This window comes from Xanthomonas chitinilytica (genome assembly GCF_026107455.2).
Taxonomy (GTDB): Bacteria; Pseudomonadota; Gammaproteobacteria; order Xanthomonadales; family Xanthomonadaceae; genus Stenotrophomonas; species Stenotrophomonas chitinilytica.
The window spans coordinates 21804-44998 of record NZ_JAPCHY010000009.1; the positions used below are offsets into that span (position 1 = coordinate 21804).

Genomic DNA, 23195 nt, shown 5'->3' on the forward strand with positions numbered 1-23195 from the left:
CACCCGCGGCCCGCCTGGCGTACAGCACCGGGCGGGCCGCAGCGCATCCACCGCCCCGCCCCCCGTTCCCTCCCGCTCCCCAGGAATCCGGCGACCATGCACAGCACCTCGGAAAAACTCCCGGTACGGGAAAAGGTCGGCTACAGCCTGGGCGACCTGGCGGCCAACCTGATCTTCCAGACGCTGGTGACCTTCCTGGCGTTCTTCTATACGGACGTGTACCGGATACCCGCCGCCACCGCGGCGACGATCATCTTCGCCGTCGGCATGCTGGGCGCATTCGTGTTCACGCCGATCATCGGCATCCTCGCCGACCGCACCCGGACGCGCTGGGGCAAGTTCCGGCCGTGGGTGCTGTGGACCGCGGTCCCGTTCGGCGTGCTTTCGCTGCTGGCATTCAGCACCCCGGACCTGGGCGAGCACGGCAAGGTCGTCTATGCCCTGGCCACCTATACCCTGCTGGTGCTGGTGTACGCGGCCAACAACCTGCCCTACTCCGCCCTGAGCGGCGTGCTGACCGGCAACATGGCCCAGCGCAACAGCCTGTCGGCCTACCGCTTCGTGGCGGTGATGGTGGCGCAGTTCATCATCCAGGTGCTGTTGCTGCCGCTGGTGCTGATCCTGGGCGGCGGCGACAAGGTGCAGGGCTTCCGCAACACCATGGCGGTGTTCGCGGTGGTGGGCACGGCATTCTTCCTCATCACCTTCTTCACCACCCGCGAGCGCATCGTGCCCACGCCGGAGCAGTCCGCGGGCGTGCTGCAGGACCTGGCCGACCTGGCGCGCAACAAGCCCTGGCGGATCATGCTCGCGCTCACCGTGCTGGTGTTCATCACGCTGGCGCTCAAGGGCGGCATGTACGTCTACTACTTCCAGTACTACCTCGACGAGGTACGGCTGGCGGCGTTCCTGGACGGGGTCGGCTTCAACGGCCTCATCGCGGCGCTGAACTCTCTGCTGACCGGGGCCGGCCTGACGCGGTTCCAGTGGCCGGAAGACGCGGCCACTTCCGCCTTCAGCCTGTTCAACGCCGGCGGCATCGTCTTCATGATCGTCGGCATCGGCTTTTCCAGGCCGCTGGCGGACCGGTTCGGCAAGCGCGACGTGTTCGGTGCCGCGCTGCTGGTCTCCACCCTGTTCCTGCTGGCCTTCTTCTTCTATCCGCCCGACGCGATCGGCCTGGTGTTCGTATCGCAGATCCTGCATGGCTTCTTCTACGGCATCACCATACCGCTGCTGTGGGCCATGATCGCCGACGTGGCGGACTACTCGGAATGGAAGAACGACCGCCGCGCCACCGCGATCATCTTCTCGGCGATGCTGTGCGGACTGAAGATCGGCCTGAGCGTCGGCGGCGCGCTGGTGGCCGCCATCCTGGCCTACTACGGCTACCAGGCCGGCGCATCGACGCAATCGCACCTGGCCGTCGACGGCATCCGCATGGCCGTCAGCGTGTACTGCTCGGCGCCGTTCCTGCTGGGCGTCCTGCTGTTGTTCTTCTACGAGATAGACAAGCCCATGGAGACGCGCCTCGAGCGCGACCTGGGCGCGCGCCGCGCGCAGGCCGGCAAGGCCGCATGAACCCTCCCCCCAGGCAGATACCCCACGCAATGTCCGATGCAATGAACGCCGACGCGCTGCAGGCACTGGCCGCCAAGGCCATCTCCCCGCCATTGGTGACGCACATCTACACCGCCGACCCGTCCGCCCATGTGTTCGAGGGCAGGGTCTACATCTATCCCTCGCACGACATCGACGCCGGCATTCCGTTCAACGACAACGGCGACCACTTCGGCATGGAGGACTACCACGTGTTCCGCCAGGACACGCCCGAGGGCGAGGCGGTGGACTGCGGCGTGGCCCTGCACGTCAGGGACGTGCCGTGGGCGCAACGGCAGATGTGGGCGCCGGATGCGGCGACCAGGGCCGGGAAGTACTACCTGTATTTCCCGGCCAAGCGCGGCGACGGCATCTTCCAGATCGGCGTGGCGGTGAGCGACCGCCCCGAGGGCCCGTTCGCGCCGGAGCCGGAGGCGATCGCCGGCAGCTATTCGATCGACCCGGCGGTGCTGGCCGACGACGACGGCGCGTACTACATGTACTTCGGCGGCCTCTGGGGCGGGCAGCTGCAGAAGTACCGCGACAACGCCTACGCCGAGGCCAACCGGGAACCTGCCGACCACGAGCCGGCGCTGGGCCCGCGCGTGGCGCGCCTGAGCGAGGACATGAAGCAGTTCGCCGAGGCCCCGCGCGAGGTCGTCATCCTCGACGAGGCCGGCCGGCCGCTGCTGGCCGGCGACCACGAACGCCGCTATTTCGAGGGGCCGTGGCTGCACAGGTACCGGGGCAGGTACTACCTGTCCTATTCCACCGGCAACACCCACTGCCTGTGCTACGCCGTCGGCGACAGCCCCTACGGTCCGTTCACCTACCAGGGCAGGATCCTGACCCCGGTGGTGGGCTGGACCACGCACCACTCCATCGTCGAGTTCGGCGGCCGGTGGTGGCTGTACTACCACGACGCCATCCTGTCCGGCGGCATCACCCACCTGCGCAACATCAAGGTGGTCGAGCTGCACTACGACGCGCACGGCAGGATCCTCACCCTGCATCCGTATGGCCAGTGACCCGGCAACCGACGGCGCGCTGCGGCCGCTGGCGCCGGGTCCGCTGCTCCGCATCGGCAACGGCCCGCTGGAAGTCCAGATCGCGGCGGCGGCCGGCGGACGCATCGCGCAGATCGCCCACGATGGCGTCGAATGGCTGATCGGCCCTGGCGACGGCAATGCGGCGGCGATCGCCTGGGGCAGTTACCCGATGCTGCCGTGGGCCGGGCGCCTCCGTGGTGGCCGCTTCGATTTCGAGGGACAGCGACACCGACTGCCGGCGAACCTCGGCAACCACGCCATCCATGGCCTCGGCTTCGTCCTGCCGTGGCGGGTCGAGACGCATTCGCCGACGCATGCCGAGCTGTCGCTGCGGCTGCCCGAGGATGCACGCTGGCCGTTCGGCGGCAGCGCACGCCAGCGCATCGAGGTCGGGACGGACGCGCTGCGGCTGGAACTGTCGGTGAGCGCCGGCGAGCACGCGATGCCGATGCCGGTGATCGGCTGGCACCCCTGGTTCCGCAAGCCCGACAGCCTCGACTTCGCGCCGGATGCCCACTACCCGCGCGACGCCGAGGGCATCGCCACGCTGCCGCTGGCAGCGGCGCCGCCCGGCCCCTGGGACGACTGCTTCGTCAACCGCCGGCCGGTCGTGCTGCGGCACGGCCGGCGCGCGCTGCGGCTGACCTCCGACTGCGATCATTGGGTGGTTTTCGACGAAGGCGCCCGCGCCACCTGCGTCGAACCGCAGAGCGGCCCGCCCGATGCCTTCAATCTGGCCCCGGCCCGCTCGCTTGCGCCGGGAGCGGCGATTTCGGCCTGGTTCCTGCTGCAATGGCAATGAGCGGGCAGGCCCGGCAATGCGACACGGACCGGTTCGCACCTCGGGCCGACGCAGCCCACGGAGCCGGCCGACATCGGCCAGTACCCGGTCGGGCGCAAGCACCAGCCGCCTCCGCCTGACGACGCGATCGCTCTCGGGACGCGCTCCGGCAGAGAAGCGACGGCGCCCACCGTTGGCACCTCACCGGCCCGGCATCCCCTCTCGCCGGACCCGGCAAAGTGTATGCTCGACGTCCGTGGAAGCCATGACGCCCGCCCAGATCAACCAGCGCATCGCCGAACTGCGGCGCGAGCATCGCGCACTCGACGAGCGCATCCAGCAACTGGCCGCCAACCCGGAGGACGAGCTGGAAGCCAAGCGGCTGAAGCGGCGCAAGCTGCAGCTCAAGGACGGCATCGCCCGGCTGGAGAGCCTGCTGATCCCGGACGAGCCGGCGTGACGATCATGCCCCGGCAGCACCGGGGCGCCGCAATGACGAACACATCGGCACGCGCAACATTGCAATCGCCATGCATATCGCCCGGCTGTGAAAGCGGGGATATGTCCGCCCCCACGTTCCTCAGTCCTGCGCCGCCGCCTCTTCCGTCTTCGCCGCCTCCGGGCTGACCCGCTCGATGGTGTGGCGCAGTTCGCGGCCGAGGATGAACTTGGCGTCCTTGGCCCAGGCATCCAGCCGTTCGTCGAACAGCAGCTTGCTGTTCTCGTCCGGCCACACCAGCTTCAGTTCGCGCAGCTTCTGGATGAAGCCGCGGAACAGGGTCCGGTCGAAGAACTCCGGCGCCGCCGGGGCGTAGAGCAGGCTCAGGCGCTGCGCGGCCTGCTGGCACAGGCTTTCCAGCTCGCCGGCGCCGAGCGTGCCGGGGCCGTTCTTCACCAGTACCGAGATGGCGATGTAGTAGCGCTCGAACGCCTGCTGCAGCGAATGGCCGATGGCGCGCAGGCGGAATACCTCGTCGGTCTGCCCGGTGTTGCGCGCGAGCATGCCGCCGTCGTCCTCGCCCACGTGCTGCAGCAGGCCCTCGCGCACGAACACCTCGATGGTGCGTTCGATGCGCGCGGCGAACTCGTCCTCGCTCCACGGCAGGAACAGCTCGGCCTGCAGGAACGGATACACGGTGCGGCCCAGCCGCACCAGCCCGGCGCGGCTCATGCGGCGGTTGTTCTGGAAGCAGCACGCCACCCACGAGGAGGCGGTGAACAGGTGCAGCACGTTGTTGCGGAAGTAGCTCAGCAGCACCGCGGTGTCGCCGCTGACGCTGAGCACGTCGCCCAGCGGATGCTTGACCCGGTTGAGGACGTTGATCTCCTCGGCGTGGGCGATGATGCGCTCGGGCGAATGCGGGGTCACCGTGACCCGGTCCGAGTACGGCATTTCCTCCAGCAGGGTCTTGCACAGTTCGATCTGCGCGATCAGGTCGGCCTCGCCCATGGCGTGCTTGGGCGTGGACAGCAGCGCCAGCGCCAGCAGGTTGATCGGGTTGACGTCGGCAGCGCCGTTGATGCGCACCTGGATCTGCTGGGCCAGCGAATCGACCGCGCCGGCCAGCCATGCCGGCTTCTCGTCCTCGCCCACCGGCTTGCCGTCCCAGTCCGGGGCGTGCCGGGCGAGCACGTCGTTGAGCGCGATCGGCTCGCCGAAGTTCACCACCACCTGGCCGTAGTTCTGCTTGAGCACCTTGGGGATGCTCCACAGCAGCGACCAGATCGATTCCTTCTCCTTGGGCCGCCCGGACAGTTCGTCCAGGTAGCTGCCGCCCTCCATCAGCTTCTCGTAGCCGATGTAGACGGGCTGGAACAGCACCGGCTTGCGCGGCTGGCGCAGGAACGCGCGCAGCGTCATCACGATCATGCCGCCCTTGGGCTGCAGCAGCCGGCCGGTGCGCGAGCGCCCGCCCTCGACGAAGTACTCGATCGAGTAGCCGCCGGCCACCAGCTGCGCCACGTATTCGCTCAGCACCGCCGAGTACAGCGCGTTGCCGCGGATCGAGCGGCGGATGAAGAACGCGCCGCCCTTGCGCAGCAGGGTGCCGACCACCGGCAGGTTGAGGTTGATGCCGGCCACGATGTGCGGCGGCACGATGCCGCGGTCGTACAGCAGGTAGGACAGCAGCAGGTAGTCCATGTGGCTGCGGTGGCTGGGCACGTAGATGATCTCGTGCCCGGGCGCGGCGGCCTTGAACTTGTCCAGGTGGTGCACCAGCACGCCGGCGTAGATCCGGTTCCAGACGTGGGTGAGCATGAAGCTGGCCGAACGCACCACCGGGCTGGAATAGTCGGCCGCGATCTCCCAGGCGTAGGCGTGCGCCTTCTTCCAGGCGTCGGACGGCTTGCTGTTGTCGCGCTTGGCCTGGGCGGCGATGGCTTCGCGCACCGGGTCGGCGGCCAGCACCTTGTCCACCAGCAGGCGGCGGGTGGACAGGTCCGGGCCGATCACCGATTCGCGGATGCGGCGGAAATGGGTGCGCAGCACGCGCTGCAGCTTGCGCACGGTGCGCTCGGGGTCCAGCCCCTCGTCGACGGTGCCGCGCAGCGAGATCGGCGGCGCGAAGCGGACGATGGTGCTGCGGCCGTTGAGCAGCACCGCCAGCAGCCGGCGGAAGCGGCCGACCAGCGCCCAGTTTTCCGAGAACAGCACCGCGAACCAGCCGCTCTGCTTGTCCGGGGCGCGGCCGACGAAGATCGACACCGGCACCAGGTGCACGTCGAGCACCTCGTCGCGGCGGTGCGCCTGCAGCAGCTTGGCCAGCGAGTCGGAGTGGGTCTTGGCGCCGCGCTGCTCGGGGATCAGCGAGTTGCTGCTGGAACGCCGCGACAGCGCCAGGTAGGCGCGCCGGCGCCCGGTCGGGTCGCCCGGCAGCGGCACCAGCGGCGACGGCAGGCCGGCCTCGCGGCAGGCCTTGTCCAGGATCAGCGCGTTGGACAGGCCGTAGTCCTCCAGCACGTAGACCAGCGGCCGGCCGTCGTTGTACTGCCCGGCCAGTTCGGGCTCGATCTTCAGCGACAGCCAGGGCTCGACCAGGCGGCCGAGCAGGCGCGCCCACAGCGGACGCTTGCCGCCGCGCGCAGGCACGGCGGCCACCGGCGGCACGGGAGCGGGTTCGGCAGGCGGCGCGGATGCGGGATCCGGCGACGGCGCGGGCGCGGGCTCGTCGCCCGGGAATGGCAAGGGATTCTGTTTCGGCATCGGCGCCATTATGGCTTAGCCGGTGTGCCGGGGTCGTCCTGTTGCGGTTCGGGGGCGGTTTCGGCGGCTTCCTCGGCCCGCGCGGCCTCGGCCGCGTCCGCCGCCTGCAGCAGCGCATCGACCTGCTGCAGGGTGCGCTCCACGTACCAGTGGCGGTCGCGGCGGGCCAGCGCCACGCTGATGTCCAGCTCCTTGCCGGCCAACGGGTACCGCACCCGTGCGGTGGCGCGCTCGCCCTGTTCCGCGACCAGGCCGACGCGCAGGCCGGCGGCGGTATCGTCCAGCGACAGTCCGTAGCCGGCCAGCACCTGCTTGAACGCGCGCAGGAACGGCCCCAGCCGCTCCAGGCTGGCGGTCATGCCGGCCTGCTGCAGTGCCTCGTCGCTGTTCAGGCCGGTGTCGCGTGCGGCGGCGGTCAGCCGGGCGATGGTCTCCTGCGCCAGCTTCGGGTCGGACAACGGCGCGGCCATCGCCCAGTCGCTCAGTGCGGTGACCAGCTGCACGTAGTGCTCGCGCTGCTCGTCGCTGTAGTCGCCCTGGTTGCGCAGGTATTGCACCCCGAACAGGCCCAGCGAGTGCGCCGCCTGGCGCACGCCGGCGGCCTGGCCGGCGATCTGCGCCTTGAACGCCTGCTGCAGCGTCTTCTCCGCATCGGACGCGGACAGTGCCGCCAGCAATGCCGGCAGTTTCTCGTCCAGCGGCAGTTCGGTCAGCGGCCAGCGGCTGTGGCCCTGGCGCCAGGCGGTTTCCAGCCGTGCGTACTCGGCCGGCGGCACCGCCGCGCGGGCGTAGCCGACCAGATCGTCGTCATGCAGGTACTGGGCGAGCTGCCGCACTGCCGCCGCCGGTTCGGTCGCCGCCCCCGGCAGCTCGGCCGGTTCACGCTTGCAGCCGGCCAGCAGCACCGCCACGCACAGGCCGAAGGCGAACGGACGGTACTTGGATGACGATATGCGCATGGCGTGAAGGCTCCCCCGGTAGCGGCCCGCATCTTGCGGCCTGCCCGCGACCGGCAGCAAGCATGGCCGTCACGCTGCGGCCATGCGGCATGGCGCCGGCGCGGTGCAAGAAAGTCCTTTGCCCCTCGCCGTGCCGAGGGGGGCAGGTTCCGGGGCCGCTTTGCTTGCCGTTCGAAAAGCTCGCGACTGACGTCGCTCCTACAAGGCGCAGGAAGGCGTTGTAGGAGCGACGTCAGTCGCGACAGGCGGCACCGACGCCCTTTCCCGGGCCCGGATGAAGCGCAAAAAAAAAAGAGGCCGCAACGTTGCCGGTGGCGGACCTCCCGAATCCGGCACGGAGCCGGTGGACATTGGGTGGCGCATGCCCGGCCATGAGCCGGACGCAGCGATCCTACCCGCCCATTCAAGTTGAAGCAATACTTGAAATTATTTCTCTCAAGTTATTGAATTATTTGGCTAATACGCCTGCGATCTCTGCCTGCATGGCGTGGGCGGCGGCACGCGGGTCCGGCGCCAGCCGGATCGGGCGGCCGACCACGATGGCGTCGGCGCCGTCGGCGAATGCCTGCGCCACGCCGACGGTACGCTGCTGGTCGTCGCCAACCGGGCCGCCGGGACGGATGCCGGGGCAGACGATCGAGAACCCGGCGCCGGTGGCGGCGCGGATCGGCGCCGCTTCCTGCCCGGAGGCGATCACCCCGTCGATGCCGGCCGCCTGCGCGGCCAGCGCGCGCTCGACCACCACCTCCACCGGTTCGCGGTCGATGCCCATCTGCGCCAGGTCGGCACGGCCCATCGAGGTCAGCACGGTCACCGCCAGCAGGCGCATGTCCGAGGTGTTGGCGGCCGCGGCCGCTTCCATCATCGCCGGGTGCCAGCCGTGGATCGTGCAGTAGCTCACCGGCCACTGCGACAGCCGCCGGATCACCCCGGCCACGGTGGCCGGGATGTCGAAGAACTTCAGGTCGACGAACACGCGCTTGTCGCGCCGGGCCAGTTCGTCGAGCACCTCGAAGTACTCGCCCGAGGCCAGCAGCTCCATGCCGATCTTGTAGAACGACACCGCATCGCCCAGGCGCTCCACCCAGTCGATGGCCTCGGCGCGGCCGGGCACGTCCAGCGCGAAGATCAGCCGTTCGTCGTCGCGCAGCGGCAGCGGCGCGCGGCTCATGGCGCCACGTCCAGCGCGGCGCGCTTGGCGGCGTTGCGCTCGGCCGCCGGCAGCGACCAGGCGTTGTTGAACTGCGCCGGCTCCCAGCCGCCGTAGGTCGGGTTGGCCAGCATCCACCAGCGCTGGCCGAACCAGTCGCCGTACTGCTGCAGCAACTGGTCGCGCCCGTCCTGGGTGTTGGCCAGGATCTGGGTGAAGTCGCTCAGCTGGTCGCCGACCTGCATCAGCACGCGGTACTCGCGCGCCACCCACTGGCGGCGGCAGGCCTTCTCGCTGCCGTGCTGCTCGCAGCCGGGCACGTGCATGCCCAGGCCCAGGTAGACGCTGTCGTCGGCCACCGGCAGCCCGACCTTGCGCAGGTTGGCCAGGGTGGCCTCCTTCATGTGCTCGGCGCGGTTGGTGACGTAGATCATGGTCACGCCCTTGGCGGTGGCCTGGCGCGCGAACTCGACCGCACCGGGTACTGCGGTGGCCTTCTGCTCGGCCACCCAGGCATCCCAGCTGACCTCGTCGTAGCTGGCGCCGTCGCGCACCAGCCGCGCCTGGTAGGGCGAGTTGTCCAGCACGGTCTCGTCCACGTCGACCACCACCGCCGGCTTCAGCGCCGCCGACTGCGCGGCGCCGCCCTCTTCCGGCAACAGCGCGGTCCAGGACGGATCGGCCAGCGCGCGGTCCAGCTGCGCGGCGGCCGCGCGCCAGGTCTGCAATGCGTTGGCGCGGTATTCCTGCGAACGCTGCACCCACAGCACGGCGTTGAGGTTGTCGTCAGCCGCGACGGCGGCGGGCGCCTCGACCGGCGCCGGGTCGCGCACGGCCGGGGCGGTCGACGCGCAGGCGGCCAGCGCCAGCACCGCGCCGGCGAGCAGGGAAAAGGAGGGGAGTCGGGACATGGGCACTACCGGAAACTCAGGATCGCGCCAGTTTACCGGCTCGCGCCCGGCCCCGGCCCTGCGTGGGCGGTCGGCTATCCTTGCGCGCCCCGATGCTGCGGAACCGCCGGATGAGCCCAGACACCGAATCCCCGACCCTTCCCGTGCTCGACGCCGCCCAGGCGCGCGCGCTCGGCTGCCTGATCGAGAAGGAAGCCACCACGCCGGACACCTACCCGCTGACGGTCAACGCCGCCCAGGCCGCCGCCAACCAGAAGACCGCGCGCGAGCCGGTGATGGCGCTGTCGGTCGGCGACGTGCACCACGCCCTGCGCCAGCTCGAGACCCTGGGCCTGGCGCGGCAGCAGTTCTCCTCGCGCGCCGAGCGCTACGAACACCGGCTCGACAGCGCGCTGGACCTGACCCGCCAGCAGGTCGCGCTGCTGGGACTGTTGCTGCTGCGCGGCCCGCAGACGGCAGGCGAGCTGTTCGCCCGCAGCGAGCGGCTGGCGAAGTTCGGCGATGCCGAGGACCTGCGCCATCACCTCGAGCGCCTGATCCAGCGCGGGCTGGCGCTGCTGCTGCCGCGCGCCTCCGGCCAGCGCGAGGATCGCTACATGCACCTGCTCGGCGGGCCGGTGGATGCCGAGGCGCTGGCCGCCCGCCACCGCGCTTCCGGCACCGCTGCCGCGGCCGGCGACACCGGGCTGGAGGAACGCGTGCAGCAGTTGGAAGCGACCGTGGCGGCGTTGCAGGAACAGCTGGCGCAGCTGCAGGCGCGGCTGGACGCCTGACCCGCCTCGACCTGTAGGAGCGACGTCAGTCGCGACCGGACTTTACCGGGAAAGCCCCATCGCGACTGACGTCGCTCCTACAGGGGCCTCATTGGCTGGCGAACAGCAGCAGGGTTTCGTCCCTGCCCGGCAGGCGCACCGTGCCGTCGGCGCGGAAGCCGAGCGCTTCCAGCAACGCGACCGAGCGGGCGTTGCCCGGCGCCACGATCGCGCACAGCCGCTCCAGCCCCGGCCGGGTGCGCGCATGCTCCAGCACCGCGCGCGCGGCTTCCAGCGCATAGCCCTGCCCGGTATGGCGCTGCAGCAGGGCATAGCCGATGTCCGCATGCGGCAGGCCGTCGCGGCGCACCAGCCCGGCGTTGCCCAGCCAGGCGCCGTCGCTGCGGCGCTCGATCGCGTACATGCCATGCCCGTGCTGCGCGTAGCTGGCCAGCGGCCCCTTCCGCAGGTAGTCGCGCGCCTGCGCCAGCGTGCGCACGCCGCGGTCGCCGATGAAGCGGTGGAAGCCCGGCTCGTTGAGCAGCTCCAGCATCGCCGTGGCGTCGTGATCGTCGGCGCGCAGGCGGCGCAGGCGCAGGCGCTCGGTTTCGATGACGGTGGACATGCATGGATCCACGGACGGGAAGACCGCCACAGCGTGGCGTCGTCGCCGGCCGCAGGCAAGCCGCCGCATCGCAGGGCTGGAGCATCTTCTTCGGACCCCACCCCGATCGTCGTGCCCGCCAAACCCCTCTCAACGGCCGGAGTGCACCTCGACAGCCGGGGTGCTTTCAGTAACCGAGCGGCTTTTCAACAGCCGCACGGCGGGTCATGGCTGGCCGGGCGGGAAGCGCTGGCCGGATGGCCGACCGTCCCGCGACTCTCGGCTCGATCGCCGCGCGGGTCGCCGGACGACCAGCCGACCGGCCGTTGAAAAGCCTCTCGCGGAACGATGGCAGAAGCGGGCCCGCCCATGATCCGAAAAGGCGCTAGTCGAACAGCGCCTGGATCGCCGCCAGCCCGGCCTGGGCGCGCTCCTTCTTGCGCTCGGCGTCGGCCACCGGGTCGGCGCCGTCGCGCTGCATCTCCTCGGCCGGGATCTCGCTGAAGAAGCGGCTGGGCTTGAGCCGCACGTGCTCGCCGAACTTGCGGGTGAGCTTGCTGTAGCTCATCCACAGCTGCTCCTTGGCGCGGGTGATGCCCACGTACAGCAGCCGCCGCTCCTCCTGCAGGTTGCCTTCGTCCAGGCTGACCTGGTGCGGCAGCACGCCGTCCTCGCAGCCGACGATGAACACATAGCGGAACTCCAGCCCCTTGGAGGCGTGCAGGGTCATCATCCGCACCTGGTTGCCGCCGTCGTCCTTGTCGTTGCGCGACAGCAGCGCCAGCTGCGCGGCCAGGTCGCTGGCGCTGGCGCCGCGCGGCCCGCTCTCGAACCATTGCGCCAGCTCCTCCAGGTTGCCGGCGCGGCGCTGGTACAGCGCCTCGTCCTTGCATTGCGAACGCAGCTCGGCGAGCAGCCCCGATTCCTTGCTCAGGCGCCGCACCAGCTCGCCGGCCGGCAGCTCGCGCATCTGCATGCGCAGGTCGCGCAGGATGTCGGTGAAGCGGCTGAGGTTGTTGGCCGCGCGCGGCGGCAGCTGCGCCAGCGCGCCGATCGCCTCGGCCGCCTGTGCCATCGGCATGCCCTTCTCCGAGGCCAGCTCGGCCAGCCTGGCCAGGGTACTGGCGCCGACCTCGCGCTTGGGCGCCTGCACCGCGCGCATGAACGCGGTGTCGTCGTCCGGATTCACCAGCAGCCGCAGCCAGGCCAGGGTGTCCTTCACTTCCTGGCGTTCCAGGAACGCGGTGCCGCCGGTGATGTGGTACGGCGCGCGCACCAGCTGCAGCGCCTTTTCCAGCGGCCGCGACTGGAAGTTGCCGCGGAACAGGATGCAGAAGTCGCTCCACGGCACCTGCTTGGAGGTGGCCAGGTAGGAGATCTCGGCGGCCACCTTCTCCGCCTCGTGCTCGCTGTTGCGGCATTCCCACACGCGGATGCGCTCGCCGTCGGCCTGGTCGCTCCACAGCTTCTTCAAGTGCTCGTGCGGGTTGTTGGCGATCAGCGCGTTGGCCGCGCGCAGCACGCGGTTGGAGCAGCGGTAGTTCTGCTCCAGCTTGATCACCTGCAGCGCCGGGTAGTCGCGGCCCATCGCCTGCAGGTTCTCCGGGTTGGCGCCGCGCCAGGCGTAGATGCTCTGGTCGTCGTCGCCCACGCAGGTGAAGTTGCCGCGCGGCCCGGCCAGCTGCTTGAGCAGCCGGTACTGGGCGTCGTTGGTGTCCTGGCACTCATCCACCAGCAGGTAGCCGATGCGCTCGCGCCAGGCCGCGGCGATCTCCGGGTTCTCCTCCAGCACCTGCACCGGCAGGCGGATCAGGTCGTCGAAATCGACCGCGTTGAACGTGGTCAGGCGCAGCTGGTAGCGCTCGTAGACGCTGGCGGCCTCCTTCTCGCGGTTGCTGCGCGCCGCGCGCATGGCCTGCTCCGGCGACAGGCCGGCGTTCTTGGCCCGCGAGATCAGGTTCTTCACGTCCTCCACGTCATCGGGCTTGGCGCCGTACATCAGGTCCTTGACCTGGGCGGCGGCATCGTCGGCGTCGAAGATCGAGAAGCCGCGCTTGAGCCCGACCGCGGCATGCTCGATCTGCAGGAACTTCAGCCCCAGCGCGTGGAAGGTGCAGATCGTCACCTCGTCGGCATCGCCGCCGCGCAGGCGCTTGGCCACGCGCTCGCGCATCTCCTTGGCCGACTTGTTGGTGAAGGTGATCGCGGCGATGCGCCTGGCCGGATAGCGGCCGCTGCCGATCAGGTGCGCGATCTTCTCCACGATCACGCGGGTCTTGCCGCTGCCGGCGCCGGCCAGCACCAGCAGGGGGCCTTCGCAGTGCAGCACCGCGGCGCGTTGGGGGGGATTGAGGGAGTCCAGCATGTCGGGGTTCTGTAGCGAGCGCATAGTCTAGCGGCAAGCCCCGGCCGGGACCGGCCACCATGGCCCGGGGCCGATCTGCTCGTCCGCCATATGGGCGAAAAGGACCGCGGACGACCGGGCGGCGGGGCCGGAACGGACCTGCGGGATGGCGAGGCCGCCGCGCCGGATGCGCGGCCCCGGCATTTTCCCGCCGCTGGCCCGGTAAAATCGACCGATGGCCAAGCTCTATTTCTACTACTCGGCGATGAACGCCGGAAAGACCACCACCTTGCTGCAGTCGGCGCACAACTACCGCGAGCGCGGCATGCGGGTGGCGATCCTCACCCCGCGGCTGGACCATCGCGCCGGCACCGGCGTGGTCGCCTCGCGGATCGGGCTGCAGGCCGAGGCGGTCGCCTTCGACCGCGACACCGACCTGGAACGGCTGATCGAGCGCGACATCGGCGACCGCGGGAAGCTGGGCTGCGTGCTGGTGGACGAGGCGCAGTTCCTCAGTCGCAGCCAGGTGTGGCAGTTGAGCGAAGTGGTGGACCAGCTGCGCATCCCGGTGCTGTGCTACGGCCTGCGCACCGATTTCCGCGGCGAGCTGTTCGAGGGCAGCCAGTACCTGCTGGCCTGGGCCGACGAGATGCAGGAGATCAAGACCATCTGCCACAGCGGCAAGAAGGCGACCATGACCGTGCGCGTGGACGAGCACGGCCACGCGGTGCAGGACGGGCCGCAGGTGGAGATCGGCGGCAACGAGCGCTACGTGTCGGTCAGCCGCGCCGAGTTCAAGAAGATCACCCGCGGCCAGGGCCGCATCGAACCGATGCAGGCGCCGTTGCCGCTGTAGGAGCGGGTGCGCCCCGCATGGGCTTGCCCGGTGCGGGGATTGTCGATGAAGCGCCCTGCGGGGCAAGCCCCGCGTCTACGGTTTGGGGACTTCGCGGATGACCCGCTTCGCCGCCGGGTCGCGGGTGTCGCAAGGGCAGCGTGGCGGTGGTCTCACCGCGACCATCCGGCAACGCCGGCCCGGTCCGGCCCTCGCGGCGGGCGACGAGGTGGCTCGTGCTCGCGGCACGACGTACAGCACTGCTGTTCGTGGTTGCCGCCGCCCAGCGGTCGCCTTCCAGCTCCCATTGCGACAAGTCGGTGGCGTTGCCGTCGAACTGGTCCCGCCAGGCCGGCACCCCGCCCGGTGGCGACGCCTGCGCGGCGCCACCGGACAACAGCGCCGCCAGCAGCGGCAGCGTGCTTACGGCGCCGGACACTCGACCTTCCGGTCGTAGTCGGTGCCGATGCTCACTTTCGCCAGCGACAGGCGCAGGCCATTGCCGCCGTGCAGGGCGAACGGCATGTCCAGCTTGCCGGTGTCGATGCCGGCGCCGCGCAGGCACTTGAGCGGCACGCCCAACCGCGCCCACTCGCCGCGCGGCAGCTTCGCCAGCGCATCGCCGATGGCCACTTCGCCGCGGCAGCCTTCGCCGCAGGTGGCGATGTAGTTCACCGCAGCGTTGGCCGGCAGCGCTTCCACCCGCACATCGGCGATCACCAGCACGTCGCCGTTGGTCTCGCGCACCAGGTCCAGCGGCATGTTGGCGCGCAGTTCCAGCGTGCCGTCGCCGCTGAACACGAACTGGCGCGCACCTTCCTGCACCTCGGTGTTGACCGCGGTCATCGTCACCGAGCCGTCGCGGGTGGCGGCATTGGGATGCACGATGTCCATCGCCTCGCCATCGGCGCCGACCAGGCGCAGGGTCAGGCCGGTGGTGGCCACGCCGCGTTCGAACCAGGTGCTGGTGCGCGAGGCGTTCGGGTCGATGCCCGGGTCCTCCGGCAGCGGGTCGAGGCTGCCGTCGTCGGCATAGGTGAGGCCGTAGCCGAACGCGAACTGCGGGTCGTAGTCCTCCTGGCCGACATTGTTGGCGTACTGGTCGGCGCGGCGCGGCCAGGAGAAGCTGAGCTTGCCGTGGAAGTCGTGCTGCACGCCGCCGTCGGGCTTGCGCAGCAGCACGTCGGCGACGCCGCCGCCCTCGCCGCCCGGCAGCCACGCGGCGACGAAGGCGTCGGCGGCGTTGATCTCGCGGTTCATCCACAGCGGGCGGCCGCTGAGGAACACCGCCACCACCGGGATGCCGTCGGCCTTGAGCTTGCGGATCAGTTCGAGGTCGCCGGACTTGCCGCCCTTGAACATCAGGTCGGGCAGGTCGCCCTGGAACTCGGCGTAGGGTTCCTCGCCGAACACCACCACCGCCACGTCGGGCTTGGCCTTGTAGGTGCCATCGACCGCCAGCTCGGCCTTGCCGCCGGCCGCTTCGACCTGCGCCTGCAGCCCCTGCCAGATGGTGTCGGCATTGGGGAAATCGGCGCGCTGGGTGCCATCGCCCTGCCACGTCAGGGTCCAGCCACCGGCCTGCTTGGCCATGTTGTCGGCGCCGTCGCCGGCCACCAGCACGCGCTGCTTCGGCGCCAGCGGCAGGATGCCGTTCTGGTTCTTCAGCAGCACCAGCGATTCGCGCACCGCCTGCCGCGCCACGGCACGGTGTTCGGACGCGCCCAGCAGCTCGAACTTGCCGCCCAGCGCGCGCGCCGAGGGCTTGGGCTTCTCGAACAGGCCCATGCGGAACTTGGCGCGCAGGATGCGCCGCACCGCATCGTCCAGCCGCGCCAGCGGCAGGGTGCCGTCCTTCGCATGGGCCAGCGTGCTTTCGTACATGCCCTTCCAGGTGTCCGGGGCCATGGCCATGTCCAGCCCGGCGATGTAGGTCTGCGCGCAATCGGTGTTGCTGCACCCCTTGACCTGGCCATGGCCGTTCCAGTCGCCGACGACGAAGCCGCCGAAGTTCATGCGGCCCTTCAGCACGTCGGTCATCAGCGGCTTGTGGCCGTGCATCTTCTCGCCGTGGAAGCTGTTGAACGAGGCCATCACCGATTGCGCGCCGGCGGCGATCGCCGGCACGTAGCCGGCGGCGTGGATGTCGCGCAGTTGCGCTTCGCTGACCACGGTATCGCCCTGGTCCTTGCCGTTGGTGGTGCCGCCGTCGCCGAGGAAATGCTTGACCGTGGTCATCACCCGGGTGTCGTCGAGGAAGTCGGCGTCGCCCGGCTTGCCCTGCAGGCCTTCGACGAACACGCCGGCATAGCTGGCCACCAGCGCCGGGTCTTCCGAATAGCCCTCGTAGGCGCGGCCCCAGCGGTCGTCCTGCGGCACCGCCACGGTCGGCGCGAAGGTCCACTCCATGCCGGTGGCGCGGGTTTCGGCGGCGGTGATGCGGGCGATCTCGCGCAGCAGTTCCGGGTTGCGCGTCGCGCCCAGGCCGACGTTGTGCGGGAACAGGGTGGCGCCGACCACGTTGCTCTGGCCGTGCATGGCGTCGATGCCCCAGATGATCGGGATCGCCTTGCCGCCGTCGCGGGTATCCATCGAGGCTTCCCAGAACGCATCGGCCAGCGCCAGCCATTCGGCCGGGCTGGCGTTGTACTTGCCGCCCGGGTCGGAACCGCCGCCGGCAAGGATCGAGCCGAGCCGGTACTTGCGCACGTCGTCCGGGGTGATGCTGGCGATGTCGCCCTGCACGATCTGGCCGACCTTTTCCTCCAGCGTCATCGTCGCCAGCAGCTCATTGATGCGCTGCTCCAGCGCCGGGTCTTCGGCCAGCGGCCACGCCGGTTGCGGCCACTGCGCCGGGTCGATCCGTACGGCGGCATCGGCATCGGCCGGAGGGGTATCGCTGGAAGGGGCGCAGGCCGTGGTCAGCGCCAGAGTGGCGCACAGCAGGGCCAGCGGCAGGCGACGCGGAAACGGATGCAGGGGACGGGGCTTCATGATCGGCGGATTTCCTGGGCAGGGTGGCTGGAAGGAGCACACGATTGTGCAGGACACCATGACAGCGTTGTCAGGCCAAGGGCAGAATACCCACAGTGCATCGCGATGGCTTGCTGCACAGCGGCATGCGGTCGCGGATCAAAGCTGCGCCTGCGTCCGCAGGCAGGCGGCGCGGGCGGGGAACCGGGAAGCATTATGACTGGCAAGAAACAGGCGGTGGTGGCGGCCGGGCCCGCACCTGGCGGCAAGCCGGGGCGTGTGCGCATCGAGGACGTGGCGGCGACGGCCGGGGTGTCGATGAAGACCGTTTCGCGCGTGCTCAACCATGAGCCGAACGTGTCCGAGCGCACCCGCAAGCTGGTGGAGGCGGCGGTGGAGAAGCTGCGCTACCGCCCGCTGCCCTCGGCACGGGTGCTGGCCGGGCGGCGCTCCTATCTGGTCGCCATGCTGTTCGACAACCCTTCCTCGAACTACCTGATGGAAATCGAGATGGGCGTGCTCGATGCCTGCCAGACGCAGCACTACAACCTGATGCTGGCGCCGCTGGTCTATGACGCCGCCGACATCGTCGGCAAGGTCGAGGCGCTGATCATGCAGTCGCAGCTGGACGGCATCGTGCTGACCCCGCCGCTCACCGACGATGCCGCGCTGCTGGAGCGGCTGGTGGACCTGGGCATTCCCTATTCGAGCATCTCGGCCAAGGAGCAGAACCGCCACGTCGGCGTGGTGGTGGACGAGTTCGGCGCGGTGTGCGCGCTGATGACGCACCTGGCCACGCTGGGCCACACCCGCATCGGCCACATCAAGGGCCATGCCGCGCACGGCGCCAGTCGTTGGCGCCTGGCCGGCTACCGCGAGGGCCTGCGCCGCGCCGGGCTGCGCTACGACGCCACGCTGGTGGTGGACGGCGAGTTCTCCTACGAATCCGGCTATGCCGGCGCCAACGTACTGCTCGACCTGCCCGAGCGCCCCACCGCGATCTTCGCCGCCAACGACGACATGGCCGCCGGCGTGATCTGCGCCATCAGCGAGCGCGGCCTGTCGGTGCCGGGCGACGTTTCGGTATGCGGCTTCGACGACACGCCCATCGCGCGGCAGATCTACCCGGCGCTGACCACGGTGCGCCAGCCCACCCGCGAGATGGGCCGGCTGGCCGCCAGCGAGCTGCTCAAGGAAGTCCGCGAGATGGGCAGCGGCGGCGTGGTCGACGTGGCCTATACGTTGCAGGTGCGGCGTTCCACCGGGCCGGTGCCGATCGCCTGAACCACGACGATGCCGGCCGGGCCCGCGCTCCTCGGCAAGGGCGAGGGCAGGCGCCTGCGGAAGCGTGCCCTGGTCTCCCGCCCAGGCCATTGCCGCCTTCGGCGGCATGGGTTTTGCGGCAGGGCAACAACCCGATTTTCCTTTTTTCCGGCGTGTTGCGTTTGAAACGGCTGCCGTCGACCAACATATTTGACAACGCTGTCAGATTGCCATCCAATCCAGACGCCAGCCCGCTGACTGGACGTCACCCGAAACACACACACACACAATCCAGAACCACTTGAATCCATATGAATCCCTGGGGAGGGAAGGTTCATGAGGCAGTCTCGTATCGCACCGAAGCGGCGTCTGTTGACGACCGCGTTGCTGTCGCATTGGCACCGCCGCTTGCCGCGCAGGCCGGCACCGAGAATCCCGACGATCCGACGCCTGCACCGCAGGTAGCGGACAGTGCGCAGGCGAAGGGGGATGCCGTCACCACGCTCAGGGAGGTCATCGTCACGGCCACCAAGCGCGAAACCAACCTGATGAAGACGCCCATCGCCATCACCGTGGTCGGGCAGGAGGAGCTTGACCAACGCGGCATCAGCAACGTGAAGGACATCTTCCCGCTGGTGCCCAACATGGACGTGAACTTCGACTCGTCGCAGACGGCTCCGGTGATCTCGATGCGCGGCGTGCGCTCGACCAACATCACCGAACTGGGCGACCCCGCCGTCGGCCTGCACCTGGACGGCATCTATTCCCCGCGCCCGCAGGGCGCAATGGCGCTGATGTTCGACGTGGAGCGCGTGGAAGCCCAGCGCGGTCCGCAGGGCACGCTGTTCGGGCGCAATTCCACGGTCGGCAACGTGAACATCATTTCCCGCCGCCCCGACGCGTCCGCGTTCGATGCCAACCTCGGGCTGGAAGTGGGCCGCTGGAACCAGCGCAAGGTGCAGGGCATGGTGAACATTCCGGTCACCGACACCTTCGCGCTGCGCGGCTCCTTCGTCACCGAGAAGCGCGATTCCTACCTGAAGGGCTATTACGACCCGAACCAGTGGGATACCCGCTACCTCCCCGACTACGCGAAGAATGCCCCGGCGTATTCCGGCACGCCCGAGCAGCGCAACCTGGTGCAGCGGGCACGCTGGTGGGACGGCGGCCAGGACGGCCTGCAGGACATCGTCAAGGCCGATTCCAGCGACTTCTACAACAACGCCAACCAGTACGCCTTCCGCATCGCCGGCCTGTGGGAGCCGTCGGCGGATTTCTCCTGGCTGCTCTCCTACGAGAAGTTCCGCGACAAGAGCGCCGGCAACACCGACACGATCGACTGCAAGAAGGCGAGCAAGCGCGTGGTCATGCGCGACGGCGAGCTGGCGCCGCTGCAGGGCTGCGAGGACACCTACGGCCCCGGCGCGAACTCGTACACCTCGCTGGTCAGCGTTCCAGGCCAACTGGACCTGAGCATCGACAGCGTCCGCTCCAACCTGCGCTGGGACATCAGCGATTCGGCGGCGATCGTGTACAACGCCGGCTGGGCGAAGCAGGTCCGCACGCAGATATCCGACCAGGACCGCGGCGTGACCGACTGGGACATGTCGATCTTCTTCCGCAAGACCGACTACCGTTCGCAGTCGCATGAACTGCAGTTGCAGTCGACCGACGACGGCCCGTTCCAGTGGATCACCGGCCTGTTCTATTTCAAGGAAGACAACAACATGCAGGGCGGCTGGATGAACTCCATGGCCAGCGCCAGCTACTGGAACCAGCCGGACCGCACGCTTTCGTCGAAGGCGGTCTTCGCCCAGGGTACGTATTCGCTGAAGGAAGACCTGCACCTGACCCTCGGCTACCGGCGCACCAAGGACACCAAGCAGGACGTCGGCGGCCACAACATGGACTGCAACGACAGCAATCCGAACCTTGTCGATCCGACGCTCAACGGCGGCAGGTGTTTCCCCGCATGGGACCGGGAAGCCTACCTGCAGCTTCCCCGGGACTACTTCTGGAATCCCGCGATCTACACCCCGGTGACCAACAACGACATCCGCGGCGAGTGGAGCTACAACATGTGGCGCGTCGGCCTGGATTACGACCTCAGCGACCGCACCATGCTGTTCGGCTACGTGGCCAACGGCATCAAGGCCGGCGGCATCGGCGACGTGGTGGTGCAGTACGAGCAGGACCCGGTCACCACCGAGTATCCGCTGGGCCCGGATGGCCAGCGCATCATCAAGAAGCGCCACGAGAACACCTACGACCCGGAAGAGGTCGTCACCTGGGAAATGGGCATCAAGACGACCCTGTTCGACAACCGGTTGCGGCTGATGGCGACGGCGTTCTACAGCGACTATTCCGACATGCAGATCGCCACCGCCAGGCCGTTGTTCGTCACCTATGCGTTCGAACGCGACAACAACGGGCAGCCGACCGACGTGGTCGAGGCCAACGAGTTCACCGTGTTCCAGACCGCCAACATCGGCAAGGCCAGGATCAAGGGTCTGGAGCTGGAGTACGACTGGGCGGTCAGCCAGAAGGGCCGGTTGAGCGGTCACGTCGCCTGGCTGGACACCAAGATCACCAGCCAGTTCGTCCAGCAATGGGGCTTTGCCCCCGCCGATCTCTACGAGATCAGCTACGACGAGTCCGTCGACCCGGAGAACGCCCAGCTCACCGTCGACCTCCAGGGCAACGAGCTGCCGTCTTCGCCGAAGTTCACGGCCGCCATCAACTACAGCTACATGTTCGACCTGAAGTCGGGTGCCACGATCCTGCCCTGGATCGCGGTGAACTACCGCACCTCGTCCTACTTCACCATCTTCAACACGGACAAGCACGAGGACAAGTTCGCCACCGCGACGCCGGACGCCTTCAGCGACAAGCGTCCGTCTTCGACCAACGTCTCGCTCGGCATCAAGTACACGGCGCCGGATACCCGCTGGAGCGTGGAAGGGTTCGTGAACAACGCCACCGACACCACCGAGTTCTACTGGGCAGGTGGCGGCGACGGTCTGGTCAAGGGCCCGGTATCGATGCCGCGGTTCTACGGCGTGCGCCTCAACTACAACTTCGGCCGGTAAGGGGATCGCGCGCAGCCACCCGCCTCGCGCGGATCCGGATCGGATCGCAGGATCCGGCCCGGGTCCGCGGGTGCAGCGGGTGGCTGGTCCGCTTTCGGGATCAGACGCAATCGACCCCCACGAGGAGAATCCGATGAAAACCATCCTGATGATGAGCTTGCTGGCGATGGCGCTGCCCGGGCAGGCGGCGGCCAGCCCCCTGGAACGCAATGACGGAGCAGTGACCGTCTACACCACCGCACGCGACGCCGCGCGGCAGATGGTGCGCAGCCAGGCGGCGCCATTGTCCGTGGGGCACCCGCTGACCGAAGCGGAGAACTCGGTGTTCGTCGAGCCGGAGCGTCGCTTCCAGACCCTGCTCGGCATCGGCGGCGCCATCACCGACGCCACCGCGGAAACGTTCGCCAAGCTGGACGAGGCGCGTCAGCAGGAGCTGCTGCGCGCCTACTACGACCCCGAGCACGGCATCGGCTATACCCTGGCGCGCACCACCATCCACAGCTCGGACTTCAGCAGCGGCAGCTACACCTACATCGCCGAAGGCGATGCATCGCTCGACAGCTTTTCCGTCGAGCATGACCGCAGGTACCGCATCCCGATGATCAAGCGGGCGATCACCGCGGCCGGCGGCACGCTGCCGCTGATGGCCAGCCCGTGGAGCGCACCGGCGTTCATGAAGGACAGCAACAACATGCTGCAAGGCGGCAAGCTGCTGCCGGAGTATGCCGACGCCTGGGCCAGGTACTACGTCAGGTTTCTCGACGCCTACCAGGCCGAGGGCATCCCGGTCTGGTCGATCAGCGTGCAGAACGAGCCGATGGCCAAACAGACGTGGGAGTCGATGCTGTTCACCGCCGAGGAGGAGCGCGACTTCCTCAAGAACCACCTCGGCCCGACCATCAAGAACAGCACGCACGCCGATACCAAAATCGTGGTGTGGGACCACAACCGCGACATGATGGTCCACCGCGCCAACGTGATCTTCGGCGACCCGGAGGCGGCGCAGTACGCCTGGGGCATGGGCTTCCACTGGTACGAGACCTGGGCCGGCTTCGACCCGATGTTCGAGAACGTGGCGCGCGTGCACGCCTCCTGGCCGGACAAGGTGCTGCTGCTGACCGAAGCGACGGTGGAGGGATTCGACGGGTCGCAGTTGCAGCGCTGGTCGAACGGCGAGCGTTACGGCACGTCCATCATCCACGACCTCGACAACGGCGCCTCGGGCTGGATCGACTGGAACATGCTGCTGGACGAAACCGGCGGCCCCAACCACGTCGGCAACTACTGCTTCTCGCCGGTCCACGCCGATACCCGTACCGGCGAGCTGATCTACACCCCGAGCTACTGGTACATCGGCCACTTCTCGAAGTTCCTGCGCCCCGGCGCGCAGCGCGTGAGCGCGGCCAGCAGCCGCAGCAACCTGCTGACGACCGCCTTCCTCAATGCCGACGGCACCCTGGCGACGGTGGTGATGAACCCGACGGAACAGCCGATCACGTACAACTACTACGTGGGAACCGCCTCGACCCGGATCACCATTCCGGCGCACGGCATCCAGACGCTGCTGCATTGAGGCTTGCCGCGCCACGCCGGCGGCGTGGCGCTTCCGTCCGGGCCTGCGCCGGCAGGCCCGGCCGTTTCGATGCCAGCTGACAACGCTGTTGCCGATTGCTTGCCGATG

General features: G+C 69.0%; 16 protein-coding genes. 9 read left to right on the forward strand and 7 right to left on the reverse strand.

The window, feature by feature from the left end:
• The first annotated feature begins 96 nt into the window (after nt 1–96).
• The 4 genes from OK345_RS11095 to OK345_RS11110 all read left to right on the forward strand — a co-directional run bounded on the left by OK345_RS11095 (nt 97) and on the right by OK345_RS11110 (nt 3889).
• Entirely contained in the window at nt 97–1581 is a 1485-nt protein-coding gene (locus OK345_RS11095) for an MFS transporter (protein WP_265128043.1), read from the forward strand.
• 29 nt (nt 1582–1610) lie between these two features.
• Nucleotides 1611–2627, forward strand: coding sequence for a glycoside hydrolase family 43 protein (locus OK345_RS11100; protein ID WP_265128044.1), 1017 nt, complete (start codon nt 1611–1613; stop codon nt 2625–2627).
• Entirely contained in the window at nt 2617–3450 is an 834-nt protein-coding gene (locus OK345_RS11105) for an aldose 1-epimerase (RefSeq protein WP_265128045.1), read from the forward strand. Before OK345_RS11100 ends, OK345_RS11105 begins: the two co-directional genes overlap by 11 nt.
• Before the next feature lie 244 nt (nt 3451–3694).
• Nucleotides 3695–3889 carry a YdcH family protein gene (locus OK345_RS11110; RefSeq protein ID WP_265155029.1) on the forward strand — a complete coding sequence of 65 codons (195 nt, stop codon included), beginning with the start codon at nt 3695–3697 and terminating at the stop codon, nt 3887–3889.
• A gap of 120 nt (nt 3890–4009) precedes the next feature.
• Here OK345_RS11110 and plsB read toward each other — a convergent pair whose 3' ends face one another.
• From plsB to OK345_RS11130, 4 genes are all read right to left on the reverse strand, one after another.
• Nucleotides 4010–6643, reverse strand: coding sequence for a glycerol-3-phosphate 1-O-acyltransferase PlsB (gene plsB / locus OK345_RS11115; RefSeq protein WP_265128047.1), 2634 nt, complete (start codon nt 6641–6643; stop codon nt 4010–4012).
• Nucleotides 6643–7593: a hypothetical protein gene (locus tag OK345_RS11120; RefSeq protein ID WP_265128048.1), complete on the reverse strand. Its 951-nt coding sequence runs from the start codon at nt 7591–7593 to the stop codon at nt 6643–6645. The genes plsB and OK345_RS11120 overlap by 1 nt, the downstream gene beginning before the upstream one ends.
• A gap of 448 nt (nt 7594–8041) precedes the next feature.
• Nucleotides 8042–8764 (reverse strand): orotidine-5'-phosphate decarboxylase, encoded by a 723-nt coding sequence (gene pyrF, locus OK345_RS11125; RefSeq protein ID WP_265128049.1) that lies wholly within the window; start codon nt 8762–8764, stop codon nt 8042–8044.
• Entirely contained in the window at nt 8761–9654 is an 894-nt protein-coding gene (locus tag OK345_RS11130) for an HAD family acid phosphatase (RefSeq protein WP_265128050.1), read from the reverse strand. Before OK345_RS11130 ends, pyrF begins: the two co-directional genes overlap by 4 nt.
• A 110-nt stretch (nt 9655–9764) precedes the next feature.
• Between OK345_RS11130 and OK345_RS11135 the strand changes: the two genes are divergently transcribed.
• Complete coding sequence (locus OK345_RS11135) at nt 9765–10427, forward strand: YceH family protein (RefSeq protein WP_265128051.1); 663 nt, start codon at nt 9765–9767, stop codon at nt 10425–10427.
• Between the two features lie 88 nt (nt 10428–10515).
• On the opposite strand, the gene OK345_RS11140 is transcribed toward OK345_RS11135, so the two are convergent.
• The gene (locus OK345_RS11140; RefSeq protein ID WP_265128052.1) at nt 10516–11031 is read right to left on the reverse strand and encodes a GNAT family N-acetyltransferase; all 516 of its coding nucleotides are present in this window, start codon (nt 11029–11031) and stop codon (nt 10516–10518) included.
• Between the two features lie 364 nt (nt 11032–11395).
• The gene (locus tag OK345_RS11145) at nt 11396–13372 is read right to left on the reverse strand and encodes a UvrD-helicase domain-containing protein (protein ID WP_265128187.1); all 1977 of its coding nucleotides are present in this window, start codon (nt 13370–13372) and stop codon (nt 11396–11398) included.
• A gap of 217 nt (nt 13373–13589) precedes the next feature.
• Between OK345_RS11145 and OK345_RS11150 the strand changes: the two genes are divergently transcribed.
• Entirely contained in the window at nt 13590–14210 is a 621-nt protein-coding gene (locus OK345_RS11150; protein ID WP_265128053.1) for a thymidine kinase, read from the forward strand.
• 402 nt (nt 14211–14612) lie between these two features.
• On the opposite strand, the gene OK345_RS11155 is transcribed toward OK345_RS11150, so the two are convergent.
• Nucleotides 14613–17183, reverse strand: coding sequence for a glycoside hydrolase family 3 protein (locus tag OK345_RS11155; RefSeq protein WP_265128054.1), 2571 nt, complete (start codon nt 17181–17183; stop codon nt 14613–14615).
• Between the two features lie 195 nt (nt 17184–17378).
• Here OK345_RS11155 and OK345_RS11160 point away from each other — a divergent pair, with 195 nt between their 5' ends.
• The 3 genes from OK345_RS11160 to OK345_RS11170 all read left to right on the forward strand — a co-directional run bounded on the left by OK345_RS11160 (nt 17379) and on the right by OK345_RS11170 (nt 23087).
• Nucleotides 17379–18446 (forward strand): LacI family DNA-binding transcriptional regulator, encoded by a 1068-nt coding sequence (locus OK345_RS11160; protein WP_265128055.1) that lies wholly within the window; start codon nt 17379–17381, stop codon nt 18444–18446.
• Nucleotides 18447–18820: 374 nt separating this feature from the next.
• On the forward strand, nt 18821–21514 hold the full coding sequence (locus OK345_RS11165) for a TonB-dependent receptor (RefSeq protein WP_265128056.1): 2694 nt from the start codon (nt 18821–18823) through the stop codon (nt 21512–21514).
• Nucleotides 21515–21647: 133 nt separating this feature from the next.
• Nucleotides 21648–23087 carry a glycoside hydrolase family 30 protein gene (locus OK345_RS11170; protein ID WP_265155032.1) on the forward strand — a complete coding sequence of 480 codons (1440 nt, stop codon included), beginning with the start codon at nt 21648–21650 and terminating at the stop codon, nt 23085–23087.
• Nucleotides 23088–23195 lie beyond the last annotated feature (108 nt).

Coding starts and splice junctions, on each gene's coding strand:
- OK345_RS11100 (WP_265128044.1), top strand. CDS start 1,611: ATGTCCGATGCAATGAACGCCGACGCGCTGCAGGCACTGGCCGCCAAG.
- OK345_RS11150 (WP_265128053.1), top strand. CDS start 13,590: ATGGCCAAGCTCTATTTCTACTACTCGGCGATGAACGCCGGAAAGACC.
- OK345_RS11105 (WP_265128045.1), top strand. CDS start 2,617: ATGGCCAGTGACCCGGCAACCGACGGCGCGCTGCGGCCGCTGGCGCCG.
- plsB (WP_265128047.1), bottom strand. CDS start 6,643: ATGGCGCCGATGCCGAAACAGAATCCCTTGCCATTCCCGGGCGACGAG.
- OK345_RS11130 (WP_265128050.1), bottom strand. CDS start 9,654: ATGTCCCGACTCCCCTCCTTTTCCCTGCTCGCCGGCGCGGTGCTGGCG.
- OK345_RS11135 (WP_265128051.1), top strand. CDS start 9,765: ATGAGCCCAGACACCGAATCCCCGACCCTTCCCGTGCTCGACGCCGCC.
- OK345_RS11170 (WP_265155032.1), top strand. CDS start 21,648: ATGAAAACCATCCTGATGATGAGCTTGCTGGCGATGGCGCTGCCCGGG.
- OK345_RS11095 (WP_265128043.1), top strand. CDS start 97: ATGCACAGCACCTCGGAAAAACTCCCGGTACGGGAAAAGGTCGGCTAC.
- OK345_RS11140 (WP_265128052.1), bottom strand. CDS start 11,031: ATGTCCACCGTCATCGAAACCGAGCGCCTGCGCCTGCGCCGCCTGCGC.
- OK345_RS11155 (WP_265128054.1), bottom strand. CDS start 17,183: ATGAAGCCCCGTCCCCTGCATCCGTTTCCGCGTCGCCTGCCGCTGGCC.
- OK345_RS11160 (WP_265128055.1), top strand. CDS start 17,379: ATGACTGGCAAGAAACAGGCGGTGGTGGCGGCCGGGCCCGCACCTGGC.
- OK345_RS11120 (WP_265128048.1), bottom strand. CDS start 7,593: ATGCGCATATCGTCATCCAAGTACCGTCCGTTCGCCTTCGGCCTGTGC.
- pyrF (WP_265128049.1), bottom strand. CDS start 8,764: ATGAGCCGCGCGCCGCTGCCGCTGCGCGACGACGAACGGCTGATCTTC.
- OK345_RS11110 (WP_265155029.1), top strand. CDS start 3,695: ATGACGCCCGCCCAGATCAACCAGCGCATCGCCGAACTGCGGCGCGAG.